This window comes from Tolypothrix sp. PCC 7601 (genome assembly GCF_025677855.1).
In the GTDB taxonomy this organism is placed as follows: Bacteria; Cyanobacteriota; Cyanobacteriia; order Cyanobacteriales; family Nostocaceae; genus Aulosira; species Aulosira diplosiphon.
This window is the reverse complement of record NZ_CP064879.1, coordinates 4,680,784-4,697,483: the sequence shown is the minus strand read 5'-3', so window position 1 is coordinate 4,697,483 and position 16,700 is coordinate 4,680,784. Positions and strand designations below refer to the sequence as shown.

Below are 16,700 nucleotides of genomic sequence, written 5' to 3'. Positions count from 1 at the left end.
GGGAAAAATGGCTATTAATTATCGAGAAAAAATTATCGCTTTGTGGACAGTATTTTTGTTAGGCACACTGTTTCATACCCAACTTGGGTTAATGCCTTTGTTCCACGGTTTATCGGTTGCGGAGTCACAAAAAGCCACAACAATGAATGAAATTTCAGGGATTATGTGGTTAATGTTGGGTTTTTTTGTGTTACCGATGTTAGCAATTATTGCTACGGCTTTTACTGATGCTAAACGCTATAGAGTCATTCATTTTAGCTTGACTATAGTTTACAGCGTGCTGAATTTGCTGCATCTGATTCTTGACTTAATGGTGACACCAGTTTTTTGGTATCAAATTGCTTTGATGGTGCTGTTATTTGGTGTTGGTTTACTATTAAATTTTGTAGCTTACCAATGGCTGCGATCGCCCCACGAAAAGGGTAGACAATGGACAGAACCATTGACACAATCACATTCGTAATTAAGTATTACGAACTGTTAATTTATCTTTGATATCTGCCCATTTAATGCGTGCTAAACTGGGTAGCACGACATGGGCAGCACCAACTCGTTCAACAGGGCCGAGTCCTACAGCCCACATTCCACCAGCTAAAGCGGCTTCCACACCTGCGGCTGCATCTTCGACAACTACACATTGTGCTGGCGGGAGTCCTAGCAGTTTGGCGGCGAAGAGAAATAAGTCCGGTGCTGGCTTGGGTTTTTCGACACTATAACCATCTGCGATCGCATCTACTTTATCAGCAATGCCCAATTTATCGACAACTGTTTGGGCATTTTTGCTAGCGGAACCAATGGCGATTTTAATCCCAGCTTGTCGTAGTTCATCAAGAAGTGCGATCGCACCTGGTAATAAATCGGCGGGTGAAATATTCTCAATAGATTCCACATAATAGCGATTCTTACGCGCCATCATCTCTTGAATTTGCTCTTCTGAATACTGTCTATCACCAATAATCAGCATCAGAGATTCACGCCGCGAGACACCGCGCAATGCTTCGTTAGCTTGGCGATTAAAAGGTATACCTTCTTCATCGGCTAACCTTTGCCAAGCCCGATAATGATATTCTGCGGTATCTGTAAGCACACCATCTAAATCAAAAATTACTCCCCGAATATCTGGAGAATTGGATTTTTCCATAGTCCCTATTCCTGGCTGTAAATCAAAATCGTGCCACTTACCACGCCAATGTAATTTAAATTTCAAACGCGTCCAACCTGGGGGTAAATGCGGCTGGGCTACGGGGCCATTTTCCCGCATTTGGATGCCACCAAAGCCAAAAATTACAGCTTGCCAAACGCCACCAGCACTTGCACCGTGGATTCCGTCGTTAGTATTGCCCCGCACATCTTGCAAATCTACCATTGCGGCTTGCATAAACCGTTCGTAAGCTATGTCTGATTTCCCTAAATCTGAGGCTAAGATGCCATGAATTGCCGGGCCAAGGGAAGAACCATAGGTAATATCTGTACGGGGTGCATAGTAGTCCCAGTTAATCTGCAATGTTTTTTGATTGTAGGGCGATTCCTCTGATTGCCGCATCAAATACAGCAGCATTAAAACATCTGGTTGCTTGAGTACTTGCCGCTTATTTGCACCATCAATACCTAAGATAGCTTGCATGGAACGGGTGCGGGGTTCATACTTACTCAAGTCGATATCTTCTAACTGGAAAAATCCCTCGTACTGTTCAATTAGCCCTGTGTCTGGATAACTGAGAATCCAGATATTAGCGATGATATCTTCCCAGCGCGATCGCTGTTTACTACCCAGATGCAATTTTTCTTCTAGTTCCTTGGCTTGTTCTGGGAAGTTGGCGCGCAGCCAATCATCAATGATGATTGCTTTTTCCAGATGCCATTGCACCATGCGGTTGGTGAAGGTATTATTATGGACAAATTCGTGATATTCGTCTGCACCAATTACACCGCGAATCTCATAACGTTCGTATTTGGGGTTAAATTCCACCCGGCTACCCCAGAATATCGCCGTATCTAATACAATCTCTGCCCCACAGTCTCGCATCCACTCATCATCACCAGTGGCTTGCCAGTAGTACCATACAGCATAAACGATATCTGCACTTATATGAATTTCGCGATCGCGGCACCAAATCCGCACGTCTTCGCCGTAAGGATCGTTAGGTAACGCCCAACGCGGTGTGACTTCATCGCCTGTATCTGCACTTTCCCAGGCAAACATTGCCCCTTTATAACCATCATGGGCGGCTTTGCGTCGTGCGCCTTTTAAAGTATGGTAGCGATAGCTGAGAAGGTTACGAGCGAGTTCTGGTTGAGTATATATAAAGAATGGCAGTATAAAAATTTCCGTGTCCCAGAAGACGTGACCGTGATAACCGAAGCCTGAAAGGGTTTTAGCGGGGATACTTACCTGATCATCATTTCGTCTGGCTGCAATTAATAGCTGAAATAGGTTGTAGCGGACAGCAAAAGCGGCTGTAATATCTCCTTCAATCGCAATATCGCTTTTTTCCCATAACTCATTCCAGGCTTGTTGTTGGGCTTGGAGGAGGGTTACATAGTTAGGAAGAACAGCGAGTTTTTCCCGTGCGGCTTTATAAGGTGATTCTATATCCCGTGATGTAAAAACTGTAACAATCTTTTCTGCCGTTACTGTCTGGTTTGCTGTCGCTGAGAATGACGCACTCAAAGTAGGATAACCAGGCGCACTGTTCACCTGTAAAGTTGTCTCAGCGCCAAAAATTTGCAACCGCGTCGCCATCCCAATATCAATACATGAGTTGCGAGTACGACGATGTAACCACACACCTTGATCAGTTTTACCTTGATCTAACCATTCCCAGTGATTAAAACCAGGGTTTTCAGGATAGCCGTTGATGCTAGCTTGAATTTCAATTAAGCCATCAAAATCGAGGGGAGTAATTTGGCAGCGTTGCCCTAAAATATGCTCATCTGCCATACTAGCGAAACGCTCAAATTGTAGGTCTACGGTACTTCCGGTAGGACTACGCCAACGCACAGAACGACTAATTAAACCCCGACGCACATCAAGCTGACGTTCGTATTGTAATATTTCTCCTTGATCCATACGGAAGCGATCGCCATTAATCGTGATCGCCAATGGTAACCAATCAGGACAGTTGACAAGTTCTGTATAGACAACCGGAACCTCATCATAAACACCGTGGATAAATGTCGCCGGTAATGCACGTATATACCCTTCTTCAAAGCTACCGCGTGTCCCCAAATAACCATTACCGATTGTGAAAATGGTTTCTCTGGCGTGTAATTGATCGGGGTTAAACTGGGTTTCAATTAAAATCCAGTCTTTATAAATAAAATCGTGATAATTACCTGTTATATCCATCGTAAATGTCTTGAATTAGTTCAATTTGGCATTTGTCATTTGTTATTTGTCATTTGTCATTTGTCATTTGTTATTGTCTACTTGATCTCCCTCATCATCCTCATCCCCCTAATCTTCCTAAACTATCGTCTTGTATGATTTTCTAAAATTTTATCGGCTCTTGGTTTATAAACTAGATGGAATAATGTTTCCATATAGCGAACTCTAGCTTCGGTGTTTTCTGGCGCGACAAAGTTCCAGAAACTATAAATTTTCGCTAGCAAAAGTAATTGATTGGTATGTATATTCCAGTTATATTTACTGCGAACTCTTCTGATCATCCAATTGGAAGTTTCCTCCCAATTTTCAGGATGAATATCACATTGATTGCAGAATTCTACAATTTTATTGGCTGACCCTTCTAAATCTGTAGGATTAAGCGTAAATTTATGTTCTCGTTCATCAATAATTTCTAAAGCACCGCCAAATTGTGTGGCGAAGGTTGGTAAACCAGAAATCATTGCTTCTAAAATGCTTCTACCAAAAGCTTCAAAGCTGGCAAAATGGACATAGATTCCCTTTTGATCAGCTATGACTCGATAAGCTTCGCTAATATCACGCCCAGGGAGACGCGTTCCCAACCAACGAATATGACTGTGCAGATTATATTGGTTGATAATCTCATAGAGTTTTTGGATTTCTTCGGCTTCTTCCGGGTTAGAAGCTTCTGATGGATGCAATTTGCCTGTTAAGATAAATAAGTTGCAATGGTCTTGCAAAGCCTGACTTTTACCAAAGCATTCAGCCAACCCCGCCAAATTTTTAATAGATATCATCGGCGCTAAAGTTAAAATTGGTCGCTTATCAGGGTTTTCTAAATGACCGAGAATTTGCTCACCTGCTTGATAAAAAAGTAATTCTTTGAGATGTTGACGGAGATTGTCATCTCTTTTCTCTACTTCGTTGTTGGGAAAGAAAATACTCTCGTTTACCCCTGGCGGAACAACGTTAAATTTAGCACTGAATAAATCAATACCATCAATTACATGGTAAAGTTCCGGCATGGTAAAACATTTGTATGACTCATACTGTCCCATGCTTTCTGGCGTACCGACAATTTCTTGATAAGAAGATGTGACGATAAAGTCGGACGCGTTCATGTTAATCAAATCAGCGCTATATTGCACTGAAAGATGGTATTGTTCTTCGAGATTTTGCCAATACAGATTACTGAAGAGACGTTTTGGCTTCTCTAAAGAATGAGCAATATGACAATGAGTAACTTTTAGCTTTTGGGATAGCAGAAAAGCCACTAAATTACCATCTGTATAGTTACCAATTAAAAGATGTGGTTTACTACCTTGAAATTCAGCTAATATTTCTTGTTCTGCATCTTGGGCAAATGTTTCTAAATAAGGCCAAATTTCATATTTAGAAATCCAATTATTCGTAACTTCGGGATTAAATTCTCGGAAAGGTACGCGCAAAATCCAAGCATTTTCTGTTTCTTCAATTTTTTCTCGGCGGAGGTTACAAAATGTACCTTCGCAGTTAGGAATTAGACGAGTAAGAATAATTACTTGCGGCTTAATTCCTACCACATCCAGACCAGCCAGTTGAATTTCTTCCCACAGTTTGTTTTCTATGCTACGTGCTTGTTCTAAAACATAGGCGACTTGACCGAGGGTTTCATCTCTACCTAAAGCACCTTCTTGACTCACCCAGCCATGTATAGAAATCAGAACCACACGAAATACCGCCGGAATCCTCGCCACAAATGCTTCTAAAATTGCAGGTTGTGGGTTTTCAATCAGTCTTTGGAATAGTTCTAGAGTTTCTCTAACTCGAGAGACAGTATTACCCCAGCCTGGTTCAAAACCCAGTTCTTGTAAATCAACGCGAAATTTCTCGTAAGGTGCGTCAGGGTGTTGCTGGCTGAGGAATTTCAGAACTTGCTGCATTTGTTGGGCTAGATGATTACCCGATTGAATGCGATCGTTAATTAGCAAGCCAATACCATCATAGTTGAGCCGATGGAGAACTTTAAATAGTACATCTAAACAGTATTGCGGGTCTGTTAATACTTGGCTGCACAAATAACGGTTGAGAAATGCTAGACCTTGACCAATATTTCTGGGATCGCTAATCGTGGGAGAATTTGCATAAAAAGGGTGCAAATCTATATTTAAAATGTGAGGTTGGTAGCGATTTACTAGACGGTCTCTTACGCCTAGCAAGTCCTGGGAAGTCATTAGCTCAAATTGAGCCAAATCAGCTGTTAATCGCCAAACTTCCTGACTAGCAATTCTCGGTCGGACAACAAACCAAATACTGTCATCTTCCAATATAATTTCATGACAATAATGAATTAATTGACCAATAGAGGAAGAATGATAAAAATATGTAGGCTTTTGGAATAGTTGGCAATAGTCAGCAAAAGCTTGTAAAATCTCGTTTCTAAGAAAGTAACGCTTATCTGTAGAACCCAGAGTCAGAATTAACTGATGCAGCGCACTTTTATCGTCACTATTTAAAGCAGCCTGAACTAGTTCATGCATAGATGAATCCCAGAACTCTAATTAGGTCACGACCTCATTTATTTCTCTCCTCAACAAAGATAGTTGTAACAACTGCTATTTAGAGGTACATTTCCTTTTTAATAATAGTTAGGGGCAATCCCTGGGGCTTCTAGCTGAGGGCAGAGATGTATAAATTTTTTGCAAGAATCCAGCTACGCTAATAGATAGTAATAAGATTTAATTCGCGGATATTACTTGCGTAGTTAGGTACAGGGCAATTGAAACAGAGAATATCAATTAGAGTATACCTAGCTTGGCAATAATCAAATATAGGAATCCGCTTTGATTATTGAAAAATCTAAGTATGTGTAGGGTGTGTTATCACGAAGTGTAACGCACCGTATTCTCAGCTTTGGTGCGTTGCGCTACGCGACAACACACCCTACATCTAGTTCAGAAATCAAATATGAATCCTATATAAGTTCTATACAAAATTTACGTCTGACTTTTCACGGGAAGTCCTCAAGCCTCCAAAAAGCGTGGCTTTTTCCACAGGTTGATTCTCAATAACTCTAAGTTAATGAAAATAGCTAACGGAGAAATCAGGGCTTGGGAAACCATCAAAATGACCTTTTCCACATGCCGTGAAAAGTCAGAATTTACGTAAGTGCGATTAAACGTAATTAAGTCAAATGTTGTAGTTCAAAAGCATAAAGGGTAAAGGTTTTGCTACTTACCCTTTACCCTTCTTTATGTATTTTTGTTTAGCTATGAAAGCTTTGGTGCTGATGCCGTACTCTCGCCGTTAACGCATCCTACTACTTGAACTTCAAAATTAAATAGTAGTCTTAATAATATGCAACCAATTTAAATCAATAATCCCAATAATATAAGACTTTCTTAACTACGAATTAGGAATTACGAATTGCCAATTACTTGGTAGACCCTGATAACAACACCCTTGAAGTCGTTTATCTTCTACACTTTAACTAGAATAATTTCTCATTGGTTGCCATTTTGGCAATTTATTAAACAATACCAATTTAAGTAATGTTGAGACAGATAAATAATTTAGACGTTACACAGCATTGCTGTGCCTCTACCCATCTGTCAAACTCTTTTTCAAATTGGTATCAACATAAAAATAAGGGCATGGTTACCCATACCCTTATTGACAAAATTGTAATTAAACTGATTTTTACGTAAAGAGATATTAATACTTGCGTAAAATGGTAGAGAGAGAACTTTGTTTACGAAGATCCAATAAATCCGCCAAAGACTCTTTGCTTTTCTCCATACCGTATTTGGGTTCTGGTGGTAAAACTGTCGCCAGAGGTTTTGTTTGAGATTTCATGGAAGCAAGAGGCGCAAGTGATGGGGGTGGGACAAATACTTGCGGACTTCGAGAAGGTTGTGGCTTTACTTGAGGTAACTGGCTGGGTACAGAACGAGTGGGATAGCGTTTAATTTGCTTTTGCCCTTTTTGCCCCTTCGCTGGACGGTTGAGGACGCGTAAAATGATTAAGCAACCGCTAGCACAGCTAAAAGCGATCGCCATTATCAGCCATAAAGGTGTAGGATTGCTAGTCTCAGAGGGCGTATCGATGGCTGCTTCCGCTACAGTGGCTACTTCTTGATTGTTCTCTGGTTCTGCTTGTGGCTGATTGAAATAGCCAACAGAACCGAGATTATATAAGGCCAGCACAGCACTGGCAAAAAATGTTGCTGTTAACCCAATCAATAACAGCCAAGGATGGCGCACCAGGATCTGTATCAGAACTTTTGAATTACTGATGACGTTCGATTTACTCTTTGTCAGCTCTGGAGTGGCCCCAGTAGATTGGGTTACCTCTTGCTGTACACTCTGACTATTTTCCATAGATTACTTTCAGATTTGTACCCCTCTCGATCCAAGATCATACTGGAGGATTCAGGTATCAGTAGCACAATTTTACAACAAAGTAACTTTTGCGAGTTGCTGAGGGGAATAAATCTGATGATTTCTGAAAAAAACTCTACTTTGGTAGGATTAACTCTGTCTTTCGGTCACAGTATCTCTTTCTAAAGCTAGTTGAATTAATCTATCTACTAGTTCTGGGAAAGGAACACCACTATACCCCCATAATTGGGGATACATACTAGTTGCGGTAAAACCTGGCAAGGTATTGATTTCATTGATCAAAACTTCCCCTGTAGCTTCTACATAGAAAAAGTCTACTCTTGCCAAACCAGCAGCATCAACAGCAGCAAAAGCTTGTAAAGCCATGTCTTGAATTTGACGCGCGATCGCATCTGGTAATTGGGCGGGGATAAATAAATCTGCTAAACCTGCGGTATACTTTGTTTCGTAATCGTAAAAATCGCTCTTGTAGGTAATTTCCCCAATTACCGAGGCTTGGGGTTGATCGTTGCCTAAAACAGCACATTCTACTTCTCTAGCGACCACTCCAGCTTCGATAATAATCCGGCGATCATAACTAGCAGCATTATCTAACGCCGCTTCTAATTCTTGGCGCGATCGCACTTTCGCTATCCCCACCGATGAACCCAAATTTGCAGGTTTGACAAAACTAGGATAGCCAAGCTCAGACTCAATTTCGTCACATAGTTTCGGAAATACGCAAGGATTTGACCAAACTTGCGCTCTGGTTACGGCTTTGTACTTAACTTGGGGTAATCCAGCTTGAGAAAAAGCCACTTTCATACCAATTTTATCCATCCCCGTTGCCGAACCTAACACCCCAGAACCCACAAATGGGACTTGCATCAAGCTGAGTAACCCTTGAATTGTGCCATCCTCACCATTAGGCCCGTGCAGAATTGGAAACCAAACATCTACCGTTTGTGCTGCGGGTGGGAATTGCCAAAGATTCGGACTAGCCGCAGGATTTGGGATAGCAGCGCCAGAAGCTAAAACTTGCTGTGCTACTTCCGCAGCCTGCCAAAAACCATCTTTTTGGATATAAAAAGGCAGAATTTCGTACTTACTACTATTTTGCTCTGCACTTAAAGCATTAGCGATCGCCCTTGCGGAACTAATCGAAACTTCATGTTCCCCAGAACGTCCCCCAAACAGCAACCCTACCCGCAGCTTAGTCATATTCAGTACCTAATAACGCTTTATCTCGCAGATAGCGTATCACAGGTTTGTTGTTTGTCATTTGTTATTTGTCATTTGTCATTGGTCATTGGTCATTTGTCATTTGGTGTTTTTCCCCATTACTCATTACTCATTACTCATTACTCATTACTCATTCCCCAGTCCCCAGTCCCCATTGCCCCTTATCCCCAGAGGGGGCCCCGAGTTCCCCAATCCCCAGTCCCCAGTCCCAAAAATTATCCTGAAATCAATACACTACTCATTGTCTGTACTTTATCAAGTTTGTTAATATGCCTGGATGTCAGAAACACAACATCACCTGCACAAAAAACTCGGATGGTCTTTGGATGAGCGCGATCCAGGATTCATCAAATCAATCATGCCAATCATGGGATGGTTCTATGACCACTATTTTCGAGTTCAAACTAGTGGTTGGGAGCATATACCGCCCCAAGAACAAGTTTTATTTGTTGGTTCTCACAATGGGGGACTAGCTGCTCCAGATATGCTGATGATGATGTATGACTGGTTCCGCAAATTTGGTGTAGAGCAGCCAGTCTATGGTTTAATGCATCCCAAAGTTTGGGAAGTTACTCCGCCAATAGCACAACTGGTAGCTAAGTGTGGTGCAATTATGGCTCATCCTAAAATGGCCTATGCAGCTTTGCGCTCTGGAGCGAGTGTACTTGTATATCCTGGTGGCGCAGAAGATGTGTTTCGACCTTATGCTTTACGGAACCAAATTTATTTTGCGGGAAGACAAGGGTTTATCAAGGTAGCACTGCGGGAACGAGTACCGATTGTACCTGTGATTTCTGCGGGTGCTCATGAAACGCTGATTGTATTGACTGAATGTTATGACATTATCGCCCAACTTCACAAATTGGGAATGCCTTGGTTATTTGGTATTGATCCGGTAGTTTTTCCCATTTATTTAGGCTTACCTTGGGGTTTATCACTCGGCCCATTGCCTAATATTCCCTTTCCTCTGACTATTCATACAAGGGTTTGCCCACCGATTAAATTTGAGCATTATGGTAGAGAAGCGGCGTGCGATCGCCAGTATGTTAATCAATGTTATGAATTAGTTCGCAGTCAAATGCAGCATGAATTAGACCAATTAGTCAAGCTCAGTGCCCAGTCTTAAATTTAATTGAGGTTAGGGACTTCTAGAAAATCAATTATTTAATGTCTCAGTTGCTTAGATATGGGGCAACAAGCTTTTATTTATACTTTAGCTGTTCTAAATGATAGAATTAGATACTTTTTTTTGTCAAAATGATAAAAAGAAGTAATTAAAATTTTGACATACATAATTAGGGACAGTTCACATGGCAGGGATGACGCTCGATCAGCTACGCATCTTTCTCGCTGTGGCGGAGCATCTACACTTTACTCGTGCAGCGGAAGAGCTATATATTACTCAACCGGCTGTTAGTGCTGCAATTCAAAGCTTAGAGCAGGAATACCGAGTCAAGCTGTTCCATCGCATTGGCCGTCACATTGAGATTGCGGAGGCGGGTAAATTACTCCAAGAGGAGGCGCGAAAAATTCTCGATCAGGTGAGTTTGACAGAACGAGGATTACGGGAACTCAATAATCTCCAACGGGGAGAATTAAAATTGGGATCGAGTTTGACAATCGGTAACTATTGGCTTCCGAGTAAGATTAGCGAGTTTAAAAGCCAGTATCCAGGAATTTCCGTTAACTGTACCCTGGCGAATGCAGAGACGATTTGTGCCGGAACAGTCATGGGACAATTTGATTTGGGTTTGGTGGAAGGAGATGTGAAGCCAGAACTGCAAACAACAATGGACTATGAAATTATCGGGAGCGATCGCTTACAAATTGTGGTCGGCCAAACGCACCCTTGGTTTGAACGTGGCGAAATTGTACTGACAGAACTGACTCAAACTCCTTGGGTGATGCGGGAACCAGGTTCAGGAACACAGCAGAGATTTGAGGAAGCTTTACAAAACTGGGGAATAAACCTTAGCCAACTTGATGTCATGTTAGTTTTTAATAGCGGCGAGATGGCAAAAGCCGCAGTAGAAAGCGGTGTTGGTGCTACAGGAATTTCTGAGTTAATGGTAAAAAAAGAAATCCAACTGGGGACTTTACGTGCCATCCAAGTTATCGATAATAGAAATAGCTCTAGCGTCAATGCAGAGATTATTCGACCTTTCTTTAAACTCAAACATCGACAGCGTTTCCAAACAGCTCTCTCGAAAGCCTTTGAAGAAATGCTAATAACATCACATTTGCATAATTCATCACGTAGTTCATCAATATTGGCGCTGGAAAGGCAAGTCTCTTAGCTGGCTCCCCTGTTTTACTTGGTGTTATTTGATATACGAGAATAGACAATATAGTTATTAAGCATAAAACCCTTGAGAGCTTATATTAAGAGGGTTTTGTGTATATTCTCGTATATCAATTAAGTGTAAAAAATTTAAATTTACACAATAAATAAATAAAATTGTCAATCAATAAGGTTCAGTTAATAAATTTCTGGATGCCGTAAGAATACAGGTAACAAACAACTAGGGATAGTGCGGAGGAAAAAACCAGCTAATCCCAACAGTATTGCATCATAAATTACATTTTTTCTGCTAATACATCGACGAAATCGTTAGCTAGCAAGATTAGAATATTTTCCGCAAGTATTGAGAATACCTGATGAGTTACATATATATAATCTGATTTTTATCACTTACCTTTCGGTAGATTATAGATAACTACAAAAGTAGTATATTTGAGAAGGATTGTCAGAAAACTTGCCAGCAATCCTCATGCTAAATCAGTAAATTTAAAATAGTTAATGGTAAAACTTCAGGAGTCAAGGGTTACGGGTTAAAAGTCCTCATTGAAAAATCTTGGACTAGTTGGCATTGCACCTTTATAGTCACTGCAACGAGGAGGTAAGGGAAAATTCTATGAGCTTAAATTCAAATTAATTTTTAGTTAACTTGTTTTGAGGTTCCTTATATACCATGACATCCCCTAATTCACCTACTGATTTTGAAGAAAGCCTTCCCGAATCATCATTTGAGCCACCACCAAAACAAAGGCGGTGGCTTCAGTTATTGTTAGCTGCACTATTATTACTAGGTGGTGGTGCTATAGTTTGGCGTTTATTAACACCGCAACAACAAACAGCACAGAACGCTCAACCTCCTGGCGTAAGAGTCAAGATAGCCCCCGTACAAACAGGCACAATTCAAGAAAGTTCAGATTTTATTGCCAACCTAGAGTCCCGGCGTTCAGTTAGCTTACAACCGAGAATCCAAGGACAAGTTACTCAGATATTTGTGCGATCGGGAGATCGGGTAGCTGAAGGTACGCCAATTATCCAGGTAGATCCCAGACAGCAACAAGCAGCAGTTAGCGGGTTAAATGCAGGTGCCCAAGGAGCGAGAGCACAATTACAAAATGCTTTGGCTACACTGAAATCCTTACAAGCCGATCGCCTATCGAACGTTGCTGATGTCCAATTAAACCAGCAAGATTACAACAGGTATGTCACCCTGGCTGCGGAAGGCGCTGTCTCCCGACAAGTCAGAGATCAGTACGCCAATCGCCTAGCGACATCTAAAGCCCAACTCAACGCCATAGATTCCAAAATCCAAGCACAGCAAGCTACTATATCCCAGGCAGAAAAAGCTTTGCAGCAAGCTGAGGCTAATACTAAGCAACAAGTAGTTGAGCTGCAATACTACAAAATTACTGCACCATTCGCAGGCACCGTTGGTAATATTCCCGTGAAAGTGGGAGATTTCGTGAATAATTCCACGCAATTAGCTACTATCACCCAAAATCAACCTCTAGAAGTCAATGTTTCCATCCCACTAGAGCGAGGGGCACAATTACGTCAAGGATTACCTGTGGAAGTCATGGATGCTCAAGGACAACCCATAGGTAAAAGCAAAATATTCTTTATTTCTCCCAGCGTGGGTAATGGCACACAAGCCATACAAGTTAAAGCCCTATTGAACAACTCGCAAGGTAAATTGCGAGCCGATCAATTAGTCAGAGCAAAAGTGATTTGGAATCAAAAGCCAGGAGTCTTGATTCCCACAACAGCAGTATCTCGTGTAGCTGGAGAAACCTTTGCTTATGTAGCGCAAACAGAAAACGATCCCCAAGGTAAACCGCAATTAATTGCGCGGCAAAAGCGGATCAAGCTAGGCAACATTCAAGGTAATAATTACCAAGTTCTCGAAGGATTGCAGCCAGAAGAACAAATTATCGTCTCTGGTTTGCTGAATTTGAGAGATGGCGTGCCTGTGATTGCAGAGTAGGGATGGGGGATGAGGGACTGGGTACTGGGGACTAGGGACTAGGAAGCAGACAGGGCATATAGATGATAAATGCCCCATGCCCCATGCCCCATGCCCAATACCCAATACCCCATTACCCATTACCCATTACCCATTACCCATTCCCCATTTCATGTTTGTCGATTTTTTTATCAGGCGACCTGTATTTACTAGTGTCTGCTCTATCATCATCCTTTTGGTAGGCGCAATCAGCATTCCCACGCTACCTACAGCACAGTATCCAGAAATTAGTCCGACTCAAATTACTGTGACTGCAAACTATGTTGGTGCTAGTGCAGAAGTTGTGGAAAATACCGTAACGACGGTATTAGAACGTCAAATTAATGGCGTTGAAGGCTTGAAGTACATGACTTCGAGCAGTAGTAACAATGGCAATAGTACGATTACAGTCACATTCGACCCATCCAGAAACAAAGATATTGCCGCAGTTGATGTGCAAAATCGCGTTTCGCTGGCGGAACCATTTTTACCAGAAGTGGTGCAGCAAACTGGAGTGACTGTCACCAAACAATCGAACAATATTCTGTTAGCGATCGGGTTGTACTCTGATAACCAAGAGTTCGACAATGTCTTTTTAAGTAATTACGCTGACTTGTATATTGTCGATGCCGTCAAAAGAATCAATGGTGTGGGCGAGGCACAGATTTTTGGGGAACGACGTTACGCAATGCGGTTGTGGCTTGACCCCAACCGCCTGGCTAGTCGCAACCTCACCGCCCAGGATGTGATTGATGCCCTCAATGAACAAAACGTGCAGGTGGGTGCAGGACAAATTGGTCAGCAGCCCACATTGCCCGATCAAATGTATCAAGTAGATTTGCAAGCTATCGGTAGATTAACGGATGTCACGGAATTTGACGATATCGTGATCAAGACTGCTACAGATGGGACGCTGATCAAACTTAAAGATGTGGGTCGGGCGGAATTGGGAGCAGAAAATTACAATTCTTTTCTGCGATTTAGAGGTAACGAAGGTGTAGGTATAGGGATATTTGCCACCCCTGGCAGTAATGCCCTAGATGTGGCTCATGCCGTCAAAACAGAAATTGTCCGACTGGCACAAAGCTTTCCCCCAGGGATGAAATATCAAGTAGCTTTTGATACAACATCATTTGTGGAAGCTTCCTTGGCAGAGGTGGTTAAGACGCTGATAGAAGCGATCGCGCTTGTGGTCTTGGTAATTTTCCTGTTCTTACAAGACTGGCGCACTACCTTGATTCCGGTGATTGTGATTCCTCTGACTTTGGTAGGGACATTTGCCTTTATCAAAGCCTTTGGATTTTCTATCAACACCCTGACCATGTTTGGTTTAACCCTCGCCACAGGTTTGGTGGTGGATGACGCAATTATCGTGGTAGAGAATATCTCTCGGTTAATCGAGGATGAGGGGATGTCACCTCGTCAGGCTGCGTCTGAATCCATGAGGGAGCTATTTGGGGCAGTAATTGCCACTTCTTTAGTACTCATGGCTGTATTTGTCCCCGTTGCCTTTTTCCCAGGCTCCACAGGACAGATATATAAACAATTTGCGCTGACGATCGCCTTTTCAATGGCGATTTCTACCTTTTTAGCCTTAACTCTGACTCCTGCACTTTCGGCTTTGTTGCTGCGTCGCGGACAAAGACCCCGTGGCTGGTTAGGTTGGATTTTTGAGCGGATTAACCGCTTGATTGATTGGATGCGCCGCGGCTATGAGCGATCGCTATTTCGGTTGAATAAGTTAAAAGCGATCGTCGTTCTGTTATTTGTTATTTCCTTGGGTTTGACAGCTTGGCTTTACACCCGCGTACCCACAGCATTTATCCCCGACGATGACCAAGGCTATTTCATCACCATCATTCAAGGGCCAGAAGGCGTTTCCCTGAACTACACAAGTAAAGTGATGGCTCAGGTAGAAAAAGAAATTCTCAAATTACCAGAAGTTACAGGTACGTTTGCGATCGGTGGTTTTGGTTTTAGCGGGAACTCTGCTAATAGTGGGGCGATTTTCACTACCCTTAAACCTTGGGAAGAACGTCACGAACCAGGACAGTCAGCAGAAGCAATCATTGGTAAGTTAGCAGGAGTTTTATCCGCCATTCCAGAAGCCCGAATCTTCCCTGTGAATCCCCCATCTATTCAAGGTTTAGGCAGTTTTGGGGGCTTCCAATTCCAGCTACAAGATAGAGCCGGGAACAGTGGTTTAAATACTCTGTTGGAAGTCATGGGTCAGTTACTTCAACGTGGTAATCAGACACCAGGATTACAAGCCGTATTTAGCACATTTAACGCGAATACGCCGCAAATGCTGATTGAAGTCAACCGCAACAAAGCTAAAGCTTTGCAAGTTCCCGTAGACGAGGTTTTTAATACCTTGCAAAGTTACTTGGGTTCGCGGTATGTCAATGACTTTAATTTGCTCCAACGAACTTATCGAGTCTATGTGCAAGCAGACGCGCAATTTCGCTCCAATCCTGAAGATATTGGCAAGTTGTATGTTCGCTCTGACAACAATCAGATGATTGCTTTGAGTAATTTAGTGAAGCTCACTTCTACTACTGGCGCGCAAACAATCAACCACTATAACTTGTTCCGTTCAATTGAAATTAACGGTTCAGCCGCCCCCGGTTATAGTTCTGGACAAGCAACCACAGCAATGGAACAACTAGCAAAGCAGGTTCTACCAGCGAGTATGGGCTACGAATGGTCAGGAATCGCGGCTGAAGAACAAGAATCTGGCGGTCAAGCACCGATCATCTTTATCTTGGGCTTGGTGTTTGTCTTCTTAGTATTGGCTGCTCAATACGAGAACTACGTTGATCCGTTGATTATTATGCTGGCAGTACCCCTAGCTATTTTAGGCGCACTGTTAGCACAGTCAATGCGTGGTCTACCCAACGATGTATTCTGCCAAGTTGGGTTAGTGATGCTGATTGGTTTAGCCAGTAAAAACGCGATTTTGATTGTAGAATTTGCCAACCAGCTACGAGAACAGGGTCTTTCGCTCACTAAAGCAGCTATTCAAGCATCACAAGAACGCTTACGACCAATTTTGATGACTTCCTTATCCTTTATTTTAGGGATTTGGCCGTTAGTCAACCCTGTAGGCGCAGGTGCAGCCAGCCGAAAATCACTCGGTACTGCGGTAGCTGGTGGAATGATTGTTTCTACTCTGTTGAGTTTGTTCGTGGTGCCAATTTTATACATCGTCATTGGCAAAATTCGCGATCGCTTCCGTCGCCATCCTGAGCACCCACAATTGCCAGACTCTACCCAGGATGACAAAGTAACTTACACAAGTCACCACTGAGGCTAAACAAGGGGAGCAGGGGGAGAAAGAGTTTCTCAATGTCATACCAATTCGCCAATAAAACCTAGATTTTGCCCAATACTACTCGGGTGAGCATTTTGAACTCAAAATAGCTTTTGGGAAA

9 protein-coding genes are annotated in these 16,700 nt (G+C 42.3%); 5 read left to right on the top strand and 4 right to left on the bottom strand.

All coding sequences use genetic code 11. From position 1 onward, the window contains the following. Positions 1-7: 7 nt before the first annotated feature. Positions 8-463, top strand: coding sequence for a hypothetical protein (locus tag HG267_RS19275; RefSeq protein ID WP_045867653.1), 456 nt, complete (start codon positions 8-10; stop codon positions 461-463). On the opposite strand, the gene pgmB is transcribed toward HG267_RS19275, so the two are convergent. The 4 genes from pgmB to HG267_RS19255 all read right to left on the bottom strand — a co-directional run bounded on the left by pgmB (position 464) and on the right by HG267_RS19255 (position 8,947). Continuing rightward, entirely contained in the window at positions 464-3,349 is a 2,886-nt protein-coding gene (pgmB, locus tag HG267_RS19270; RefSeq protein ID WP_045867654.1) for a beta-phosphoglucomutase, read from the bottom strand. Positions 3,350-3,471: 122 nt separating this feature from the next. Further along, positions 3,472-5,886 carry a sucrose synthase gene (locus HG267_RS19265; protein ID WP_045867655.1) on the bottom strand — a complete coding sequence of 805 codons (2,415 nt, stop codon included), beginning with the start codon at positions 5,884-5,886 and terminating at the stop codon, positions 3,472-3,474. Between the two features lie 1,174 nt (positions 5,887-7,060). After that, a complete protein-coding gene (locus tag HG267_RS19260; RefSeq protein WP_045867656.1) occupies positions 7,061-7,726 on the bottom strand; it encodes a hypothetical protein in 666 nt (221 codons plus the stop codon). 150 nt (positions 7,727-7,876) lie between these two features. Continuing rightward, a complete protein-coding gene (locus HG267_RS19255; RefSeq protein WP_045867657.1) occupies positions 7,877-8,947 on the bottom strand; it encodes a D-alanine--D-alanine ligase family protein in 1,071 nt (356 codons plus the stop codon). 298 nt (positions 8,948-9,245) lie between these two features. On the opposite strand from HG267_RS19255, the gene HG267_RS19250 reads away from it, so the two are divergent. From HG267_RS19250 to HG267_RS19235, 4 genes are all read left to right on the top strand, one after another. Beyond that, positions 9,246-10,094, top strand: a complete 849-nt coding sequence (locus HG267_RS19250; RefSeq protein WP_045867658.1) for a lysophospholipid acyltransferase family protein — start codon at positions 9,246-9,248, stop codon at positions 10,092-10,094. A 184-nt stretch (positions 10,095-10,278) separates the two neighbouring features. After that, on the top strand, positions 10,279-11,265 hold the full coding sequence (locus HG267_RS19245; RefSeq protein WP_045867659.1) for a LysR substrate-binding domain-containing protein: 987 nt from the start codon (positions 10,279-10,281) through the stop codon (positions 11,263-11,265). 675 nt (positions 11,266-11,940) lie between these two features. Then, complete coding sequence (locus HG267_RS19240) at positions 11,941-13,248, top strand: efflux RND transporter periplasmic adaptor subunit (RefSeq protein ID WP_045867660.1); 1,308 nt, start codon at positions 11,941-11,943, stop codon at positions 13,246-13,248. 151 nt (positions 13,249-13,399) lie between these two features. Further along, on the top strand, positions 13,400-16,576 hold the full coding sequence (locus HG267_RS19235) for an efflux RND transporter permease subunit (protein WP_045868793.1): 3,177 nt from the start codon (positions 13,400-13,402) through the stop codon (positions 16,574-16,576). Positions 16,577-16,700 lie beyond the last annotated feature (124 nt).

Excerpts from the sequence above, each read along its gene's own strand:
- HG267_RS19265 (WP_045867655.1), bottom strand. The coding sequence starts at position 5,886 with ATGCATGAACTAGTTCAGGCTGCTTTAAATAGTGACGATAAAAGTGCG.
- HG267_RS19245 (WP_045867659.1), top strand. The coding sequence starts at position 10,279 with ATGGCAGGGATGACGCTCGATCAGCTACGCATCTTTCTCGCTGTGGCG.
- HG267_RS19260 (WP_045867656.1), bottom strand. The coding sequence starts at position 7,726 with ATGGAAAATAGTCAGAGTGTACAGCAAGAGGTAACCCAATCTACTGGG.
- HG267_RS19255 (WP_045867657.1), bottom strand. The coding sequence starts at position 8,947 with ATGACTAAGCTGCGGGTAGGGTTGCTGTTTGGGGGACGTTCTGGGGAA.
- pgmB (WP_045867654.1), bottom strand. The coding sequence starts at position 3,349 with ATGGATATAACAGGTAATTATCACGATTTTATTTATAAAGACTGGATT.
- HG267_RS19240 (WP_045867660.1), top strand. The coding sequence starts at position 11,941 with ATGACATCCCCTAATTCACCTACTGATTTTGAAGAAAGCCTTCCCGAA.
- HG267_RS19250 (WP_045867658.1), top strand. The coding sequence starts at position 9,246 with ATGTCAGAAACACAACATCACCTGCACAAAAAACTCGGATGGTCTTTG.
- HG267_RS19235 (WP_045868793.1), top strand. The coding sequence starts at position 13,400 with ATGTTTGTCGATTTTTTTATCAGGCGACCTGTATTTACTAGTGTCTGC.
- HG267_RS19275 (WP_045867653.1), top strand. The coding sequence starts at position 8 with ATGGCTATTAATTATCGAGAAAAAATTATCGCTTTGTGGACAGTATTT.